Origin of the sequence: Virgibacillus dakarensis (genome assembly GCF_900155625.1) — a bacterium.
GTDB classification, from domain to species: Bacteria; Bacillota; Bacilli; order Bacillales; family Amphibacillaceae; genus Lentibacillus_C; species Lentibacillus_C populi.
The window spans coordinates 1,608,759-1,625,907 of the sequence record NZ_LT732553.1 but is presented as its reverse complement, the minus strand read 5'-3'; the positions used below and the strand labels follow the sequence as shown (position 1 = coordinate 1,625,907).

Sequence of the window (17,149 nt, the reverse complement as noted above, 5' to 3'; positions counted from 1 at the left end):
TGCTGCGCCCTGCCAAGCAGGGTGGTTCGGTGTTGCTGCGCAAAGCGGCGGTTTTAACCGAACATTCCTACCGTAGGAGATAAAGGAAACATGCCCCTTCAAAAGGGGTAGACGTTGGACGCAAAGTCCGCTTTTAGTCGGCCTTCCTTCTTACCCGAGTCGATGTTGACTTATCGTACGGAGGCGGGTGTTGCACACTAGCCGCTGGGCGCTGGAGCCGGACGTGGCTTATCCGGTTATTAAGTTATCCACAGCCGCAAAATTTTATAATTTCCTAGACGATAAAAAAAACGATCCATAAAGGGTCGCTTTTTTGTTTTGGCTTACTATTGGGAAAACGAAATCGGCATTCGCGCCGATTTCTTCCAAGCTGAACGCTTACATCTTACTACCGTTTAAGCACTTAGTCCGTTTACTTTTTTCGCTAAACGAGATTTTTGGCGATTACCATTATTTTGATGGATAATCCCTTTTTGGACTGCTTTATCGATTGATTTAGTAGCAGAAATAAGTGCAGTTTTTGCACTTTCAGCATCATTTGCAGCAACTAAACTTTCTACATGTTTGATTTGCGAACGCATTTCCGATTTCTGAGCTTGATTTTGCACACGTTTTTTATTGTTTATGTTAACACGTTTGATTGCAGATTTAATATTAGCCAATGTTGTTTCACCTCCTAAATAGCCAACTGTACACTAGTTGTGACAAAGGATATTTTACCAAACAGGGGTGTTGTTTTCAATAGCTTTATCAGATACACGCCTAATTTTGTATGAATTCTTGCCAATTTGTATAGTCTATGGTTAATGAATATGTGCAAAACTTGTTGAAGGAGGGTGTTTCATAATGGAAGAAAATAATGCTGATTTTCAGGTGCGAACCGATTTAGCCGTTGAAGCAAAAGACATGTATGTTGAAAAACAAGAAAACAAACAGGACGGTCAAATAAAAGGGGTCACCATCAAAGAACATGAACAAGATAATATTAAGATTTCCTATGTCGAAATTGATGATGAAGGTGCGGCGTTAATCGATAAAAAGAAAGGCACCTATATTACGATATATGCTGATGGGGTAAAAAAACAGGACACGGATAAACAAGAAGCTGCGGCAAAAATCCTGGCAAAGGAATTGGAACAATTAATGGCGAAAAATAATATTCCGAAAGATGCAACTGGGTTGATTGTTGGGTTAGGTAACTGGAATGTAACACCAGATGCACTCGGGCCAATGACCATTGAAAAAGTACTTGTTACCAGTCATTTATTTAAATTGCAGCATGAAACGGTTGCTGAAGGGTATCGTTCGGTGGCAGCGGTAACGCCTGGCGTGATGGGGGTAACAGGTATCGAAACAAGTGACATTATTTTTGGGGTTATTGAAAAGTTCCAGCCCGAATTCGTAATTGCGGTTGATGCGCTTGCTTCCAGATCAATAGAACGAATTAATGAAACAATTCAGCTTTCTGACTCAGGAATTCACCCGGGATCTGGTGTAGGAAATAAGCGGAAAGAATTAAGTCAGGACACATTAGGTATTCCGGTTCTGGCAATTGGTGTGCCGACAGTGGTTGACGCGGTAACGATTACTAGTGACACGATTGATTTCATTTTAAAACATTTTGGCAGAGAATGGAATGAAAAGGATAAACCATCGAAATCACTAGCACCGGCGGGGTTGAATTTTGGTGCGAAAAAATTTACGGAAGCGGATTTGCCTGACGACGAAAAACGAAAGACATTTCTTGGAATAGTTGGAACCTTGTCTGAGGAAGAAAAAAAGACTTTGATTAAAGAGGTTCTCACGCCGATTGGGTATAATTTCATGGTTACTCCAAAAGAGGTTGATGGCTTCATGATTGACATGTCCCATGTGATCGCAAATGGCGTTAACGCTGCTCTCCACGAAAAAGTTGATGTAGATAATTTCGCATCTTATTCCAGATAAATTCACTTTTCTCATCCGCTCTATTTTTTTAGATAGATAAGAAAGTTTTTAAAACAGGCTCTATCATGCTCACACCAGGATAGGACCCGTCCTGTTGGCGCCTTTGTTAATAGAATTAAAAGATTTTGTTCTAGTTTCCGAAGTTACGACATAGATTTTACCAATGGCGTATACTTTGGAAGGAATGGAACAATGAATCAAAAAAAGACAAAACAATTTAATCAACTATATAAGAGAAGTGGATTATATGTATTATGTGTTTTAATCCTGTTTGTTTCTATCGGGATAATGACAAGCCTTGCTCCAGCCTACCGTTTTTCCTCCCATGTTATTGCAGAATGGACGAGTGAAATTGATAGCACGCTCTTTTTGCATTTATTAGGGATGGAAAATCGGGCTTTTCAACAGGCATATCCGGAAGATAAGAAATTGCCAAAGCTGTCGACAACCCTTTTTCATATGGCAACAAGCATAAAACCAAATGATCCCAGGAGCTTGTTAGGGAATGAACTACCCGGTTTTTCTACTTTTGATACAAAGATAATTGTGGCGGGTGAGGGAACCGATTACACCACATTACCGATTGAATCATCACCGCCGTTAGAAGAAATTTTAAAAGATCGTGAGGCAGTACTCGATGAGCCTGAGGAGTCCGATGATGCAGCTGAGAAAGACAAAAAAGACAAGCCTACTACTGGCGATCGGGAAGTCGTTTTTCTCTACAACACGCACAATCGGGAATCCTTTTTACCGCATTTACCAGGTGTAACAGACGGGAATCTGGCCCAGCATGATACAGTCAACATAACAAAAGTAAGTTACAGGCTGGCGAAGACATTGAAAGCCAATGGTATCGGCACAAGTGTTGATCATACGGATATTATGACGATATTAAACGAAAAAGGCTGGGAATATCCGAAATCCTATGACGCTTCACGGGGTGTCGTAAAAGAAGCTTTTCAGAATAACAAAGATATCAAATATGCATTTGATATCCATCGGGACTCCCTTTCCGGTGATAAAACTACAGCAGAGATCGACGGTAAGAAATATGCCAAAATCATGATCGTTATTGGTAACGACAATTCCGATAAGCAGACGAATTTGGCGCTTGCTACTGAACTGCATAAGCGCCTTGAGAAGAAGTATCCGGGCTTGAGCAGAGGGGTTATCAAGCGTGGAGGTGCAGGAGCAAATGGCGTATACAATCAGGATTTAATGGAAAATGCCCTGTTATTTGAATTTGGTGGTGTAGATAACACTTTTGAAGAATTGTATCGTTCAGCAGATGCCATGGCAGAAATTTTTAGTGATTTTTATTGGGATGCCGAAAAAGTAAATGCGGAATCGAAGGAGGAATAACGGATGGTGCGCTCCTTTATCACATTATTGTTGTTAGCCGTCTTCTTTTTATCGGGAATGCTTTTAGGAATTGATCGCGGACAGAATACGGATATTGTTCAGGATGAAGAGGAAATCAAAGATGTGGTAATAACAGATGCAAATGATTCTGCAGAAAATATCCAGGTAGTGCATGAAACCGGGATGGATATGGAAGATGCGCCGGTTCATTTCACACAGAAAATGGCATCGTTTTTGGGAGAGGTCATCAAAGGCTTCTATGAAACAGTTGTCATGATTTTTTATCAAATTGCCCAAATATTTTTTCATTGAATGATGCTTGTGAGATCCCTTTATTTTTCGTATCAGGTTTGCGAAGAGTAAAGGGATCTTTCTTTTACCAAGGGAAAGGATAGGAAAGTATACAATCGGCAGGTAATAAGGAGATTGAAATTGGCTGTCACGCCGATTTCTTCCAATCCGTTACCTGGCTTCTGACATCCAGGAAGTCCGTCAGCGTTTTTCTTATTGATTGTCCAACCCGCTATTGCTATAATCAATCCTAGCATTAACGTCATGGATTAAACGGTAAAAAACATGTAGGAGTGAACATCACTAATGGCGAAAAAACAAAAAAATGTCCGTAACTTTTCGATCATTGCTCATATCGACCACGGAAAGTCAACGCTTGCGGATCGAATTTTAGAAAATACCAAAGCTTTAACCCAACGTGAAATGAAAGAGCAATTTCTTGATGCGATGGATTTGGAACGGGAACGTGGCATTACGATTAAGTTAAATGCCGTACAACTGCACTATCAAAGTAAAAGCGGTGAAGAATTTACCTTTCATCTGATTGATACACCCGGCCATGTCGATTTTACATATGAAGTATCAAGAAGCCTTGCAGCGTGCGAAGGGGCAATACTTGTCGTCGATGCAGCGCAGGGGATTGAAGCACAGACGCTTGCCAATGTCTATCTCGCACTTGACAATGAACTGGAAATTATCCCGGTCATTAATAAAATAGATTTGCCTAGCGCAGATCCTGAACGTGTCACGAAGGAACTGGAGGATGTCATCGGGATTGATGGTGATGATGTGATTTTAGCATCGGCAAAGGCTGGTATAGGCATAGATGAAATTCTTGAACGAGTTGTTGAGGCTATCCCAGCTCCTGGGGGAGATATTGATGCACCATTAAAAGCTTTGATATTTGACTCATTATATGATCCGTATCGTGGTGTAATTGCTTATGTTTGCGTAAAAGAGGGAACAGTTAAAGTTGGCGATAAAATTAAGATGATGGCAACCGGAAAGGAATTTGAAGTAAACGAGGTTGGTGTATTTACCCCAAAACCGGATGCAAAAGAAGCATTAACGGTCGGTGATGTTGGGTATTTAACAGCATCCATTAAGCAGGTTGGCGATTCAAGAGTGGGGGATACGATCACACTTGCTAATAATCCGGCTGATACGCCGTTGCCTGGTTACCGTAAATTAAATCCGATGGTCTTCTGTGGACTGTATCCGGTTGATTCGAATAACTATAACGATTTACGAGAGGCACTTGAGCGATTGGAATTAAATGATTCGTCATTGCAGTACGAATCGGAAACATCGCAGGCGCTGGGATTCGGGTTTCGCTGCGGATTTTTAGGGATGTTGCATATGGAAATCATCCAGGAAAGAATTGAACGGGAGTTTAACATTGACCTTATTACAACTGCGCCAAGTGTTATCTATGAAGTGGAACAAACAAATGATGAAACAATTAAAATTGACAATCCATCGCTTATGCCGGATCCACAGCAAATTACGGAAATTCGTGAACCGTTTGTCAAAGCAACTATCATGGTGCCAAATGATTATGTCGGAACTGTAATGGAAATATGCCAGAAGAAACGCGGCCAATTTGTTGATATGGAATATTTGGATCAATCCCGAGTAAATGTTGTTTACCATATTCCGTTATCGGAGATTGTTTATGATTTCTTTGATCAATTAAAATCCCAGACAAAGGGCTATGCGTCGTTTGATTATGAGCTGATCGGCTATCAGAATTCAAACCTTGTAAAAATGGATATTTTATTGAATGGTGAGACAATTGATGCGCTTTCGTTCATTGTGCATCGTGATTTCGCTTATGACCGGGGAAAACAAATTGTTGAAAAGCTGAAGGAACTAATTCCAAGACAGCAATTTGAAGTTCCGGTACAGGCCGCTATCGGGAATAAAATTATTGCCCGCTCCACTATCAAGGCGATGCGGAAAAACGTATTGTCAAAATGCTATGGTGGCGATATTTCCCGAAAACGGAAACTTTTGGAGAAGCAAAAAGAAGGAAAGAAACGGATGAAAATGGTAGGATCGGTCGAGGTTCCGCAAGAGGCATTTATGGCTGTATTGCAAATGGATGACGATTAACAATTGAAAAATAGAGAGGGAAAACTCCGACTTTGCCGGAAGTTTCACCCTTTTCTTTTGGGGAAGGAGTGAATAAACGTGATACAATCCGTCTATATCCATATCCCGTTCTGTCAGCAAATCTGTCATTACTGCGATTTTACGAAGTTTTTTTATAATGAGAAACAAGCAGACCAATATATCGAGGCGCTGATCAATGAAATAAATACCCATGTTCAGGGAAAACATAATCAGGTAAAAACCATTTTTATTGGCGGGGGTACACCGACTGCATTAAACCTGAAACAGCTACAAGCACTGCTTGCATTCATAAATGAAAAGTTTGACGTCCCGAGTTGTGAAGAATTTACGATTGAGGCGAACCCTGGAGATTTTGAGACAGAAAAGATCAAACTGTTGAAGAATTTCGGGGTCAATCGGATGTCCCTTGGAGTCCAGGTTTTTGATGACCACATGCTTCAGGAAATCGGCCGTTTGCATCAAGTAAAAGATGTTTATCAAACCATTGATCAGCTTCATCAGCAGGGGTATACAAACATTAGTATTGATTTAATTTATGCCTTACCAAATCAAACACTGGAGGATTTCCGTAACACGCTGGATGAGGCAGTCCAGTTCCAGCTGCCGCATTACTCAACATACGCCCTGCAAATAGAGCCGAAAACAGTCTTTTATCAACGGTACCATAAAGGGAAATTACACCGTCCTCCCCAGGAAACGGAAGTCCAGATGTATGAATTGCTGCGCGAAACAATGCGAACGAATGGTGTTATTCAATATGAAATTAGTAATTTTGCCAAGCCTGGCTATGAAAGTAAACATAATTTAACGTATTGGAACAATGATTACTATTATGGGTTTGGAGCTGGTGCGCATGGCTATTTACCGGGAAAAAGGACAGGCAATATCAGACCGCTTCCCCACTATGTAAAACAAGCAAAGAAGGACGGGAACCCTGTTTTAAATACGGAACAAATCGGTCTCCAAGAACAGATTGAAGAAGAAATGTTCCTTGGATTACGGAAGCTTGCCGGAGTTTCGAAAACTGCCTTTGCTAATAAGTTCGGCTTTCCCATGGATGCATTATACCAGTCTGAAATTGCTTTGCTGCAGCAAAAGGGCTGGCTTCAAGATAATGGCGATGTAATCCATTTAACCGAACAAGGATTGCTATTTGGGAACGAGGTTTTTGCGCAATTTTTATTAGAAGATGATGAATTAAGTCATCTTCGTTGACAAAAAAAAGGGGATTTGATAATTTATTAATAGAATTAGCACTCGCAAGTGGAGAGTGCTAACAGAGGTGATCATCATGTTAACAGAAAGACAGATATTGATTCTGCAAGTCATTATTGATGATTTCATCCAGACAGCGCAGCCAGTTGGATCACGTGCAATTTCCAAAAAAGCAGATATCCCCTACAGTTCGGCTACAATTCGCAATGTAATGGCCGATCTTGAGGAGATGGGGTTTTTGGAAAAAACACATTCATCTTCTGGTCGGGTACCTTCCGAAAAAGGGTATCGTTTTTATGTCGATCATTTGTTATCACCACAAATAACACAGGAAGATGTGAATTTGATCAGGCATGTTATTCATGACGGCTTCTTCGAGTTTGAACAAATTGTCCAAAAGTCTGCAGAAGTACTTTCTGATTTGACGAATTATACGTCAATTATTTTAGGTCCCGAAATATTTGAAACTAAACTAAAGCAAATTCAAATTGTAACCTTGACACCGCAAACAGCCGTGGCCATTTTGATCACGAACACCGGTCATGTAGAACATCGGTCGTTTTCTATACCGAAAGAAATTGATCCGGCCGATTTAGAGAAAATGGTCAATATCTTAAATGACCGGCTTTATGGTGTACCCATCGTCCGTCTGTCCGAAAAATTGAATAGCGAAGTAATGGAACTTCTCAAGGTGTATGTAAATGACTTTGAGAAATCGTATGATTATGTGAAAGCTGCTTTTTTTAATGAACACCCAGTGAAGTTGTATATTGGCGGCAAGACAAATATGTTATTGCAGCCCGAATTTAAGGACATAGAAAAAGTGCGCTCGTTTTATACGATGATAGAAAAAGAAGAAGAAATCGCGAATCTCTTGAAAGCAAAAACAGACGGGATTAAAGTTTCAATTGGCCATGAAAACAAGGTGGAGGCAATTAAAGATCTAAGTTTAATTACCGCAACGTACCATCTAAGTGACGAACAAATGGGTACCATTGCGCTTATTGGACCTACAAGAATGGAATACAAAAAAGTAATTACCTTATTAAATGCTTTATCAAATGAAATGACAGAAGCATTATATCTATGGTATAAAAACAATGATTAAAACGTTAGCGTTAACCTTGTTTAATTGTCTTTTTTAGTTTAATTACGATTCTTTTCATGGTATAGTCTTACGTGGTTATTGAAGGAGGAGGTGGCTATGGTGGCTGAACAAAACAAAGAAACGGCTAATACAGAAAAAATGGAAGAAACTGAATCTGAAATTGAAGTATTGGATGAAGAAAAAGACGAAGAAGAACAACTGTTGGACTCTGATGAAAGCATCATGGAATCCTTGAAAGAGGAAATTGAACGTTTGAAACAGGAAAAAGAAGACATGTATCAAAAGTTGTTGCGCAATCAAGCAGAGTTTGAGAATTTTAAAAAACGTTCCCAAAAAGAAAAAGAGAAGGAACGCAAATATAAGTCACAGGACTTGGTGAATGAATTATTACCTGCGCTGGATAACTTTGAGCGTGCCCTGAGTCAGGAAGTCACTGAAGCAAATAAAAGCTTTGTTGAAGGGATTACAATGGTGTATAACCAGTTAAAGGATGCACTGAAAAGTCAAGGGGTAGAAGAAATAGAAGCAACAGGAAAACCGTTCGATCCCAACCTTCATCATGCAGTAATGCAAATAGAAGATTCAGAACTGGACTCAAATAGTGTTACAGAAGAATTGCAAAAAGGATATATGCTGAAAGATCGGGTTATTCGACCTGCAATGGTTAAAGTAAATAAATAATTGGATAGGCAGTAAAGGAGGAAATCGATTATGGGTAAAATAATCGGAATTGACTTGGGAACAACAAATTCATGTGTGTCAGTAATGGAAGGCGGGGAAGCAGTCGTTATCCCGAACCCAGAAGGAAATCGTACGACACCATCTGTCGTTGCCTTTAAAAATGGTGAGCGTCAGGTCGGGGAGGTAGCCAAGCGGCAAGCAATTACGAACCCGAATACCATTCAGTCCATTAAACGTCATATGGGTACAGACTATAAAGTGAAAATTGATGAAAAAGAGTATACACCACAAGAAGTTTCGGCAATCATTTTACAGCATATTAAATCATATGCGGAAGATTACCTTGGCGAAACAGTTGATAAAGCGGTTATCACGGTTCCTGCGTACTTTAATGACGCTGAACGTCAAGCGACAAAAGATGCCGGGAAAATTGCCGGGCTTGAAGTAGAGCGTATTATTAATGAGCCTACTGCAGCTGCTTTAGCTTATGGTATTGATAAAGATGACCAGGATCAAACCATTCTTGTCTATGACTTGGGTGGTGGAACATTTGACGTATCAATCCTGGATATCGGTGAGGGTACATTCGAAGTTGTCTCAACTGCAGGTGACAATCGGTTAGGTGGGGATGACTTTGACGAAGTAATTATCGACCACTTAGTACAGGAATTCAAAAAAGAAAATGGCATTGATCTTTCCAAGGATAAAATGGCAATGCAGCGGTTGAAGGATGCAGCTGAAAAAGCGAAGAAGGATCTTTCTGGTGTTACGCAAACGCAAATTTCGCTGCCATTTATTACTGCTGGTGAAGCTGGTCCATTGCATTTGGAAATGAACTTGACACGAGCTAAATTTGACGAATTATCTTCTGACTTAGTTGAACGTACCATGGTTCCAACGCGTAAGGCTCTTAACGATGCAGACCTTTCAGCAAATGAAATTCACAAAGTAATTTTAGTTGGCGGATCAACCCGCATTCCTGCTGTACAGGAAGCCATTAAACGCGAAATCGGGAAAGAACCTTCAAAGGGTGTCAATCCTGATGAAGTTGTTGCATTAGGAGCAGCTATTCAAGGCGGTGTCCTGCAAGGCGATGTAAAAGACGTTGTATTACTGGACGTTACACCTTTATCACTAGGGATTGAAACAATGGGAAGCGTATTTACGAAATTAATTGAACGGAATACTACCATTCCAACAAGTCATTCACAAATATTCTCAACTGCTGCTGACAATCAAACAGCTGTTGACATTCATGTATTGCAAGGTGAACGTGAAATGGCGGCAGATAACAAGACACTTGGCCGTTTCCAATTAACAGATATCCCGCCTGCTCCGCGGGGGGTACCGCAAATCGAAGTATCATTTGATATCGATGCGAACGGTATTGTTAATGTTCGTGCAAAAGATAAGGGTACGAACAAAGAACAATCGATTACCATTAAATCTTCTTCCGGCTTATCAGACGAAGAGGTAGAGCGTATGGTTCATGAAGCGGAAGAAAACGCGGAAGCAGATAAAAAACGCCGTGAAGAAGTTGAACTTCGCAACGAAGCAGATCAACTAATCTTTACGACGGACAAAACAATCAAAGATCTTGGTGACAAAGTATCCGATGACGAAAAACAAAAAGCAGAGGATGCAAAAGAAGCTTTGAAAAAAGCCATTGAATCGAATGATATCGATCAAATTAAGGAAAAGAAAGATGCTTTACAAGAGCAAGTGCAACAATTATCTGTTAAGATGTATGAACAAATGCAACAGGAACAACAAGCCGGTCAAGGTCAAGAAGGTCAAAAAGCCGACGATGATGTCGTTGATGCTGACTATAAAGAGGTAGATGACGAAGAAGATAAAAAATAACGGTAAAAGTGATGTGGAAGTTTGATTTACCAAGTTATCCGACCAATGTAGAACAAACCGGCATCCTTTAGGCTCAAGTCAAAGTCAGGACCCCCTTGACTTTGGCTTTTTCCATTTGCTATTGATGTGTTTTTGATGGTAAGATAAAAGTTATGCAAGTAGTGTATCGGGAGAGTGATTATCAAGTGAGTAAGCGTGATTATTATGATGTACTCGGCGTAGGAAAAGATGCTTCAAAAGAAGAAATTAAAAAATCCTATCGAAAATTAGCTAGAAAATATCACCCTGATGTGAACAAAGAAGAGGGTGCTGCTGATAAATTTAAGGAAGCAAAGGAAGCGTACGAAGTTTTAAGCGACGATCAAAAGCGTGCCCAATATGATCAATTTGGTCATGCCGGTGCGCAAGGACAAGGTTTCGGCGGTTTCGGCGGCGGTGCACAGGATTTTGGCGGATTTGGCGATATTTTCGATATGTTCTTTGGTGGCGGCGGACGCAGGCGTGATCCGAATGCACCACAACAAGGAGCAGATTTACAATATACGATCGTTCTTGATTTCGAGGAAGCAATTTTTGGGAAAGAAACAGACATTAGTATTCCTAAAGAGGAAACATGTGGTACGTGTCACGGATCGGGTGCAAAACCAGGTACAAAAGCAAAGACATGTTCACATTGTAATGGATCAGGGCAATTAAACACGGAACAAAATACACCGTTTGGTAAAGTTGTTAACCGCCGGGTCTGCCATTACTGTAATGGGACGGGGAAAATTATACCTGAGAAATGCAATACTTGTGGCGGTACTGGTAAGGTTAAAAAACATAAAAAGATTCATATCTCCATTCCGGCCGGCATTGATGAAGGGCAGCAGATTCGGGTTTCCGGCAAGGGTGAACCAGGTGTAAATGGTGGACCGGCGGGGGATCTGTACGTTGTTGTTCAAGTGAAGCCTCATGAATTTTTTGAACGCGAAGGCGATCATATCTATTGCGAAATGCCGATCACATTTACGCAGGCTGCATTGGGGGATGAAATCGAAGTTCCCACTGTCCACGGTAATGTAATGCTAAAAATACCTGCTGGGACACAAACAGGTAAAACCTTCCGTCTAAAAGGGAAAGGTGCTCCAAACGTTCGTGGATATGGACATGGCGATCAACATGTAAAAGTGCGTATTGTAACGCCAGCCAAACTGACAGAACGACAAAAAGAACTACTTCGTGAATTTAACGAAATTGGTGGTAATGAAGCAACGGATGAACAGGAAGGATCTTTTTTTCAGCGCTTTAAAAAAGCTTTTAAAGGTGATTAAAGGAAGTCTGCGGTTTCATGTACGGTGCTGTGCAACAGCACCGCTTACATAGTTTTTATATTTGTCTACAGAATAATTCAAATTGGTACAAAGGTGTATAGAAGCTAGGATGGCAGGATATGCCACGTCCAGCTCCAGCGCCCAGCGACTAGTGGACTTCCCTCACCTCCGTACGATAAGTCAACATCGGTTCGCTTTCCAGCTCACCGTGTTTCCTTTATCTCCTACGGTAGGAATGTTCGGTTAAAACCGCCGCTTTGCGCGGCAACACCGAACCACCCTGCTTGGCAGGGCGCAGTCCATACGTCGCTAACCGGACGCTTCCGCTTTTGTAGCAGGGAAATGGGTGAATTCCATTGAAATGGTCTGAAATATGTATTCATACTACCAACGAAGCTGTTGAGCCAATTTCCAACATCCTCCATGAAAGTGGTGCTAGTGGCGTCGTTATTGAAGATCCATTAGATTTAGTGAGGATAAGGGAAGGTGAATTTGGCGAAATCTTTGAGCTGGACCCGAATGAATACCCTGACGAAGGGGTATATATTAAAGCCTATCTGCCAGTGAATAGTTTCCTGGGGGAAACAGTTGAAGAAATTAAACAGGCAATTAATAATTTAATGATTTATGATGTGGATTTAGGAAGAAATAACGTTACCTTAAGCGAAGTAAATGAGGAAGAATGGGAAACGGCCTGGAAAAAATATTATAAGCCTGTCAAAATATCAAAAAAGATTACGATTAAACCGACATGGGAAGACTATCAACCAGTGTCGAGTGATGAAATAATTATTGAGCTGGATCCTGGTATGGCTTTTGGAACCGGCACACACCCTACTACAGTGCTTGGCATTCAGGCATTGGAACATTATATTAAACAGGGTAATATCGTCCTGGATGTTGGCTGTGGCTCAGGTGTCTTAAGCATTGCTTCTATTTTGCTCGGAGCTGAAAAGGTATTCGCGTATGATTTGGATGAAATTGCCGTTAAAAGCACAACCCTCAATGCAAGGCAAAACAAACTTGACCAGCAAATTGAGACGAAGCAAAATAATCTGCTGGATCATGTTGACAAACAAGCGGATATTATTGTCGCCAATATTTTGGCAGAAATTATTGTCCGGTTTATTCGTGATGCCTGGAACAATCTGAAGCCGGGCGGGATATTTATAACATCAGGTATCATTCAGCCAAAAAAACAAATGGTTAAAGATCAATTGCAGGAAAATGGTTTTACTATTTTAGAAATAAATGAAATGGAAGATTGGGTTTCGATTATAGCGCAAAAATAGGTTGTTATAGTTGATCATAACGTAATATTTAGACTGGAAGCAGGTGTTACATGTGCAGCGCTATTTTATTCCTGCAGAAAATTGGGCAGCGGATACAGTATCTATTTCTGGTGATGATGTTCATCATATGACGAGAGTGATGCGCTTCAAAGAGGGAGACAAAGTAATATGTAATCGTCCCGATGGCAAGGCCGCCATTTGTGTGATTCGTACACTTGATCCTGACCATATCACAGCAGCTATTGTGGAATGGCTTAACGAGACAGTTGAGCTTCCTGTTAACGTTACGATTGCCCAGGGGCTGCCAAAAGGTGATAAAATTGATTTCGTTTTGCAAAAAGGGACCGAGTTAGGTGCGGCAGGTTTTATTCCTTTTCAATCGGAGCGTTCCATTGTTGTCTGGGATAAAAAGAAGACGGAAAAGAAGCTGAATCGTTTTGCTAAGCTTGTTAAAGAGGCAAGCGAACAAAGTCACCGAAATAAAATTCCTGTGATCCATCCACTAGTGAATATGGATGGACTGATTCGCGAGAGCAATAATTACAATATGCTGCTCTTTGCCTATGAGGAAGAAGCGAAAGTAACAGCTTATCAGTCCTTTGCGAAGGCAGTAAAAAGTCTAGGAAGGAATCAGAATGTACTCGTCTGTATTGGTCCGGAAGGCGGTTTTTCAGCGAATGAGGCGGAAACATTAAAAGCAAATGGTTTTTCTCCGGTTCGCTTAGGTCCGCGCATCTTACGGACAGAAACAGCTTCGTTATATGTTTTAGCAAGTATTTCCTATCATTTAGAAGAATTGGGGTGTGAATAATGCCAACAGTAGCTTTTCATACTTTAGGCTGTAAAGTGAACCATTATGAAACAGAAGGCATTTGGAATATGTTTAAGGAAAATGGCTACGAACGGGTTGATTTTGACCATCAATCTGATGTGTATGTCATTAATACGTGTACAGTTACCAACACAGGGGACAAAAAAAGCAGACAAGTGATCCGGCGTGCAGTCCGAAAGAACCCTGATGCTGTCGTTTGTGTAACAGGATGCTATGCCCAAACATCTCCCGGGGAAATTATGGAAATTCCTGGTGTTGATGTCATTGTAGGCACACAAAACCGTAAAAAAATGATCGGGTACATTGAAGAACACCAGAAATCCCGGGAACCGATAAACGGTGTGACTAATATTATGAAAAATCGTGTGTTTGAAGAAATGGACGTTCCGCAATTCACTGACAGGACACGTGCATCATTAAAAATTCAGGAAGGATGCAATAATTTCTGTACATTTTGTATTATTCCCTGGTCACGTGGTTTGTTGCGCTCAAGAAAACCGGAGGATGTACTCGTGCAGGCACAGCGCTTGGTTGATGCTGGATATAAAGAAATTGTTTTAACTGGTATTCATACAGCAGGATATGGGGAAGACATGAGTGATTACAACTTTGCAAAACTTCTTCAGGAATTGGAAACAAAGGTTGCTGGGTTAAAACGAATCCGGATTTCATCCATTGAGGCTAGTCAAATTACGGATGAGGTTATTGATGTACTGGATAAATCAGCGAAAATTGTCCGTCATCTGCACATTCCATTGCAATCCGGTTCCGATACCGTTTTAAAACGGATGCGCAGGAAGTATTCCAGTTCGTATTACAAGGAAAAAGTCGATAAGATACGAAAAGCATTGCCTGGCCTGGCGATCACATCTGATGTAATTGTTGGCTTTCCAGGGGAAACAGAGGAAGAGTTTATGGAAACGTACAACTTTATAAAAGAGGTTGGGTATTCAGAGCTGCACGTTTTTCCTTTTTCAAGAAGAACTGGAACCCCAGCCGCCCGAATGCAGGATCAAGTAGATGACGATGTTAAAAACGATCGTGTCCACCGCATGATTGAGTTGTCCGACCAATTGGCAAAACAATATGCATCCGACTATGAAGATGAAGTGCTTGAAGTTATTCCGGAGGAGCGTATGCCCGATCAAGACAACCCGGATTTACTTGTCGGCTACACAGATAATTATTTAAAAGTTGTTTTTTCCGGCAGTCATGATATGATCGGCAAGATTGTCCGGGTGAAAATAACGAAATCAGGCTATCCATATAATGAAGGCACCTTTGTCAGGATTATGGACAATGCAACAAATCACCCGGTTAAAGCATCTTCCTAAAACCGGTACATACCGGGTTTTATTTATCCTATAGCTAAAACTAGTTTCAGTTAGATTTTTTTTACGGACCATGCTATGATACTAAAGAGGTACGTACAACGTAAGCAGAGAGGAAGTTTTTAAGTGGGTAAAGAACTAGCCAAATATATTGACCATACACAATTAAAACCGGAGACTACGAAGGATAAGGTTAAGCAAATAGTTCAAGAAGCACGTGAAAATCACTTTGCATCTGTCTGTGTCAACCCGTACTGGGTATCATATTGTTATGATCAGTTAAAAAACACGGATGTAAAGGTATGTACAGTTATCGGGTTCCCGTTAGGTGCAACCACAACAGAAACGAAAGTCTTTGAAACGAAACAAGCAATTCGGGATGGTGCCACAGAAGTTGATATGGTGATTAATGTTGGAGAACTAAAATCGAACGATGATACTGCTGTAAAACGCGATATAGAGGCAGTTGTTTCCGCTGCTAAGGGCCAAGCACTTGTAAAAGTAATTATTGAAACATCGTTATTAACCGATGAGGAAAAAGTTCGTGCTTGTAAACTTGCTAAAGAAGCGGGGGCTGACTTTGTGAAGACTTCGACCGGATTTTCAGGTGGAGGTGCCAGCGTCGAGGATATCAAATTAATGCGGAAAACGGTTGGTAATGATATGGGAGTAAAAGCTTCCGGCGGGGTACGTGATTTAACAGCAACAAAGGAAATGATAGCTGCCGGTGCAACACGGATTGGCGCAAGCGCAGGGGTTGATATCATCGCAGGTAATGAAGGTTCTTCTGATTACTAAATGGATCATTTTCCTTTTAGAGAATGTTCAAAAAGTCACCAAATGATAAGCGGGAATCGAGTCGCCCGCTTGTTTCTCATTCGGCGACTTTTTGAACACGCACTTTTAGTTAGTACAGAAAGGATTCTTCAGGAATTTTTAGTTCGGGTGGGAAAATGAGTTGACCTTGGTGTTTCGTTATATTATAATTACAAAAGGCATGTTAAAGGGATATATGCCTGTACAAACTGTTTTATGCTTCGGAGGGAGGGGAAATTAGCATGTCAAATACAACTCGCGTTCGTAAAAACGAGTCTCTTGAGGATGCTCTTCGTCGCTTTAAACGTAGTGTGTCAAAAAGTGGTACACTATCAGAATATCGCAAGCGTGAATTCTATGAAAAACCGAGTGTTAAGCGCAAAAAGAAATCTGAAGCCGCTAGAAAGCGTAAATTCTAAAGAGGGTGCCAAGCATGTCATTATTAGAACAGCTGAATCAAGATATGAAGCAAGCCATGAAGCAAAAGGATAAAGAGAAGCTAAGTGTTATCCGAATGGTAAAAGCTTCATTGCAAAATGAAACAATAAAACTCGGTAAAGATCAACTTTCAGAAGATGAAGAGTTAACCATTTTGTCGAGAGAGTTAAAACAAAGAAATGATTCCCTCCAAGAATTTAAATCAGCTGGACGCGATGATCTTGTTGAAAAAAATCAAACTGAAATCAATATTTTACAGGAATATATGCCAACACAGCTTTCCGATGACGAGCTTGAGGCAATCGTTCAGTCAACAATTCAAGAAGTAAATGCCACATCAAAGAGTGAGATGGGCAAGGTAATGAGCGCAATTATGCCTAAGGTAAAAGGAAAGGCAGACGGCTCTAAAGTGAATAAGCTTGTGCAAAAACATTTAAACTGATGGCCCATCAAATATGGAATGTAACAGAAGGTCTTTGTCCACTTCGGCAAGGGCCTTTTTTGCTAATTAAATCTAGTGAATG

General features: G+C 40.7%; 16 protein-coding genes. 15 read left to right on the top strand and 1 reads right to left on the bottom strand.

The features are described 5' to 3' along the window. Positions 1-395: 395 nt before the first annotated feature. Complete coding sequence (rpsT, locus tag CZ382_RS08235) at positions 396-662, bottom strand: 30S ribosomal protein S20 (protein WP_088050698.1); 267 nt, start codon at positions 660-662, stop codon at positions 396-398. 184 nt (positions 663-846) lie between these two features. Here rpsT and gpr point away from each other — a divergent pair, with 184 nt between their 5' ends. The 15 genes from gpr (at position 847) to CZ382_RS08160 (ending at position 17,067) form a co-directional block, all read left to right on the top strand. Continuing rightward, entirely contained in the window at positions 847-1,947 is a 1,101-nt protein-coding gene (gene gpr / locus CZ382_RS08230) for a GPR endopeptidase (RefSeq protein ID WP_088050697.1), read from the top strand. Positions 1,948-2,139: 192 nt separating this feature from the next. Then, entirely contained in the window at positions 2,140-3,309 is a 1,170-nt protein-coding gene (spoIIP, locus tag CZ382_RS08225; protein ID WP_088050696.1) for a stage II sporulation protein P, read from the top strand. A 3-nt stretch (positions 3,310-3,312) separates the two neighbouring features. Continuing rightward, positions 3,313-3,621: a hypothetical protein gene (locus CZ382_RS08220; RefSeq protein ID WP_088050695.1), complete on the top strand. Its 309-nt coding sequence runs from the start codon at positions 3,313-3,315 to the stop codon at positions 3,619-3,621. Between the two features lie 285 nt (positions 3,622-3,906). Further along, positions 3,907-5,715: a translation elongation factor 4 gene (lepA, locus tag CZ382_RS08215; protein ID WP_088050694.1), complete on the top strand. Its 1,809-nt coding sequence runs from the start codon at positions 3,907-3,909 to the stop codon at positions 5,713-5,715. 78 nt (positions 5,716-5,793) lie between these two features. Further along, on the top strand, positions 5,794-6,951 hold the full coding sequence (gene hemW, locus CZ382_RS08210; protein ID WP_088050693.1) for a radical SAM family heme chaperone HemW: 1,158 nt from the start codon (positions 5,794-5,796) through the stop codon (positions 6,949-6,951). A gap of 76 nt (positions 6,952-7,027) precedes the next feature. Then, a complete protein-coding gene (gene hrcA, locus CZ382_RS08205) occupies positions 7,028-8,059 on the top strand; it encodes a heat-inducible transcriptional repressor HrcA (RefSeq protein WP_088050692.1) in 1,032 nt (343 codons plus the stop codon). Between the two features lie 96 nt (positions 8,060-8,155). Further along, positions 8,156-8,740: a nucleotide exchange factor GrpE gene (gene grpE / locus CZ382_RS08200; RefSeq protein WP_088050691.1), complete on the top strand. Its 585-nt coding sequence runs from the start codon at positions 8,156-8,158 to the stop codon at positions 8,738-8,740. 30 nt (positions 8,741-8,770) lie between these two features. Beyond that, positions 8,771-10,603, top strand: a complete 1,833-nt coding sequence (gene dnaK, locus CZ382_RS08195) for a molecular chaperone DnaK (protein WP_088050690.1) — start codon at positions 8,771-8,773, stop codon at positions 10,601-10,603. A gap of 185 nt (positions 10,604-10,788) precedes the next feature. Next, a complete protein-coding gene (gene dnaJ / locus CZ382_RS08190; RefSeq protein WP_088050689.1) occupies positions 10,789-11,916 on the top strand; it encodes a molecular chaperone DnaJ in 1,128 nt (375 codons plus the stop codon). A 356-nt stretch (positions 11,917-12,272) separates the two neighbouring features. Next, positions 12,273-13,208: a 50S ribosomal protein L11 methyltransferase gene (gene prmA / locus CZ382_RS08185; RefSeq protein WP_088050688.1), complete on the top strand. Its 936-nt coding sequence runs from the start codon at positions 12,273-12,275 to the stop codon at positions 13,206-13,208. Positions 13,209-13,260: 52 nt separating this feature from the next. After that, complete coding sequence (locus CZ382_RS08180) at positions 13,261-14,019, top strand: 16S rRNA (uracil(1498)-N(3))-methyltransferase (protein WP_088050687.1); 759 nt, start codon at positions 13,261-13,263, stop codon at positions 14,017-14,019. Continuing rightward, positions 14,019-15,374: a tRNA (N(6)-L-threonylcarbamoyladenosine(37)-C(2))-methylthiotransferase MtaB gene (gene mtaB / locus CZ382_RS08175; RefSeq protein WP_088050686.1), complete on the top strand. Its 1,356-nt coding sequence runs from the start codon at positions 14,019-14,021 to the stop codon at positions 15,372-15,374. The genes CZ382_RS08180 and mtaB overlap by 1 nt, the downstream gene beginning before the upstream one ends. A gap of 123 nt (positions 15,375-15,497) precedes the next feature. Beyond that, positions 15,498-16,169 (top strand): deoxyribose-phosphate aldolase, encoded by a 672-nt coding sequence (gene deoC / locus CZ382_RS08170; protein WP_088050685.1) that lies wholly within the window; start codon positions 15,498-15,500, stop codon positions 16,167-16,169. A gap of 260 nt (positions 16,170-16,429) precedes the next feature. After that, the gene (gene rpsU / locus CZ382_RS08165; protein WP_088050684.1) at positions 16,430-16,606 is read left to right on the top strand and encodes a 30S ribosomal protein S21; all 177 of its coding nucleotides are present in this window, start codon (positions 16,430-16,432) and stop codon (positions 16,604-16,606) included. A gap of 14 nt (positions 16,607-16,620) precedes the next feature. Beyond that, positions 16,621-17,067: a GatB/YqeY domain-containing protein gene (locus tag CZ382_RS08160; protein ID WP_088050683.1), complete on the top strand. Its 447-nt coding sequence runs from the start codon at positions 16,621-16,623 to the stop codon at positions 17,065-17,067. The last annotated feature ends 82 nt before the right edge of the window (positions 17,068-17,149 follow it).

What these genes read in the sequence shown, in the direction of transcription:
- grpE (WP_088050691.1), top strand. Translation starts at nt 8,156, where the DNA reads ATGGTGGCTGAACAAAACAAAGAAACGGCTAATACAGAAAAAATGGAA.
- spoIIP (WP_088050696.1), top strand. Translation starts at nt 2,140, where the DNA reads ATGAATCAAAAAAAGACAAAACAATTTAATCAACTATATAAGAGAAGT.
- hrcA (WP_088050692.1), top strand. Translation starts at nt 7,028, where the DNA reads ATGTTAACAGAAAGACAGATATTGATTCTGCAAGTCATTATTGATGAT.
- CZ382_RS08160 (WP_088050683.1), top strand. Translation starts at nt 16,621, where the DNA reads ATGTCATTATTAGAACAGCTGAATCAAGATATGAAGCAAGCCATGAAG.
- rpsU (WP_088050684.1), top strand. Translation starts at nt 16,430, where the DNA reads ATGTCAAATACAACTCGCGTTCGTAAAAACGAGTCTCTTGAGGATGCT.
- CZ382_RS08220 (WP_088050695.1), top strand. Translation starts at nt 3,313, where the DNA reads ATGGTGCGCTCCTTTATCACATTATTGTTGTTAGCCGTCTTCTTTTTA.
- gpr (WP_088050697.1), top strand. Translation starts at nt 847, where the DNA reads ATGGAAGAAAATAATGCTGATTTTCAGGTGCGAACCGATTTAGCCGTT.
- mtaB (WP_088050686.1), top strand. Translation starts at nt 14,019, where the DNA reads ATGCCAACAGTAGCTTTTCATACTTTAGGCTGTAAAGTGAACCATTAT.
- dnaK (WP_088050690.1), top strand. Translation starts at nt 8,771, where the DNA reads ATGGGTAAAATAATCGGAATTGACTTGGGAACAACAAATTCATGTGTG.
- lepA (WP_088050694.1), top strand. Translation starts at nt 3,907, where the DNA reads ATGGCGAAAAAACAAAAAAATGTCCGTAACTTTTCGATCATTGCTCAT.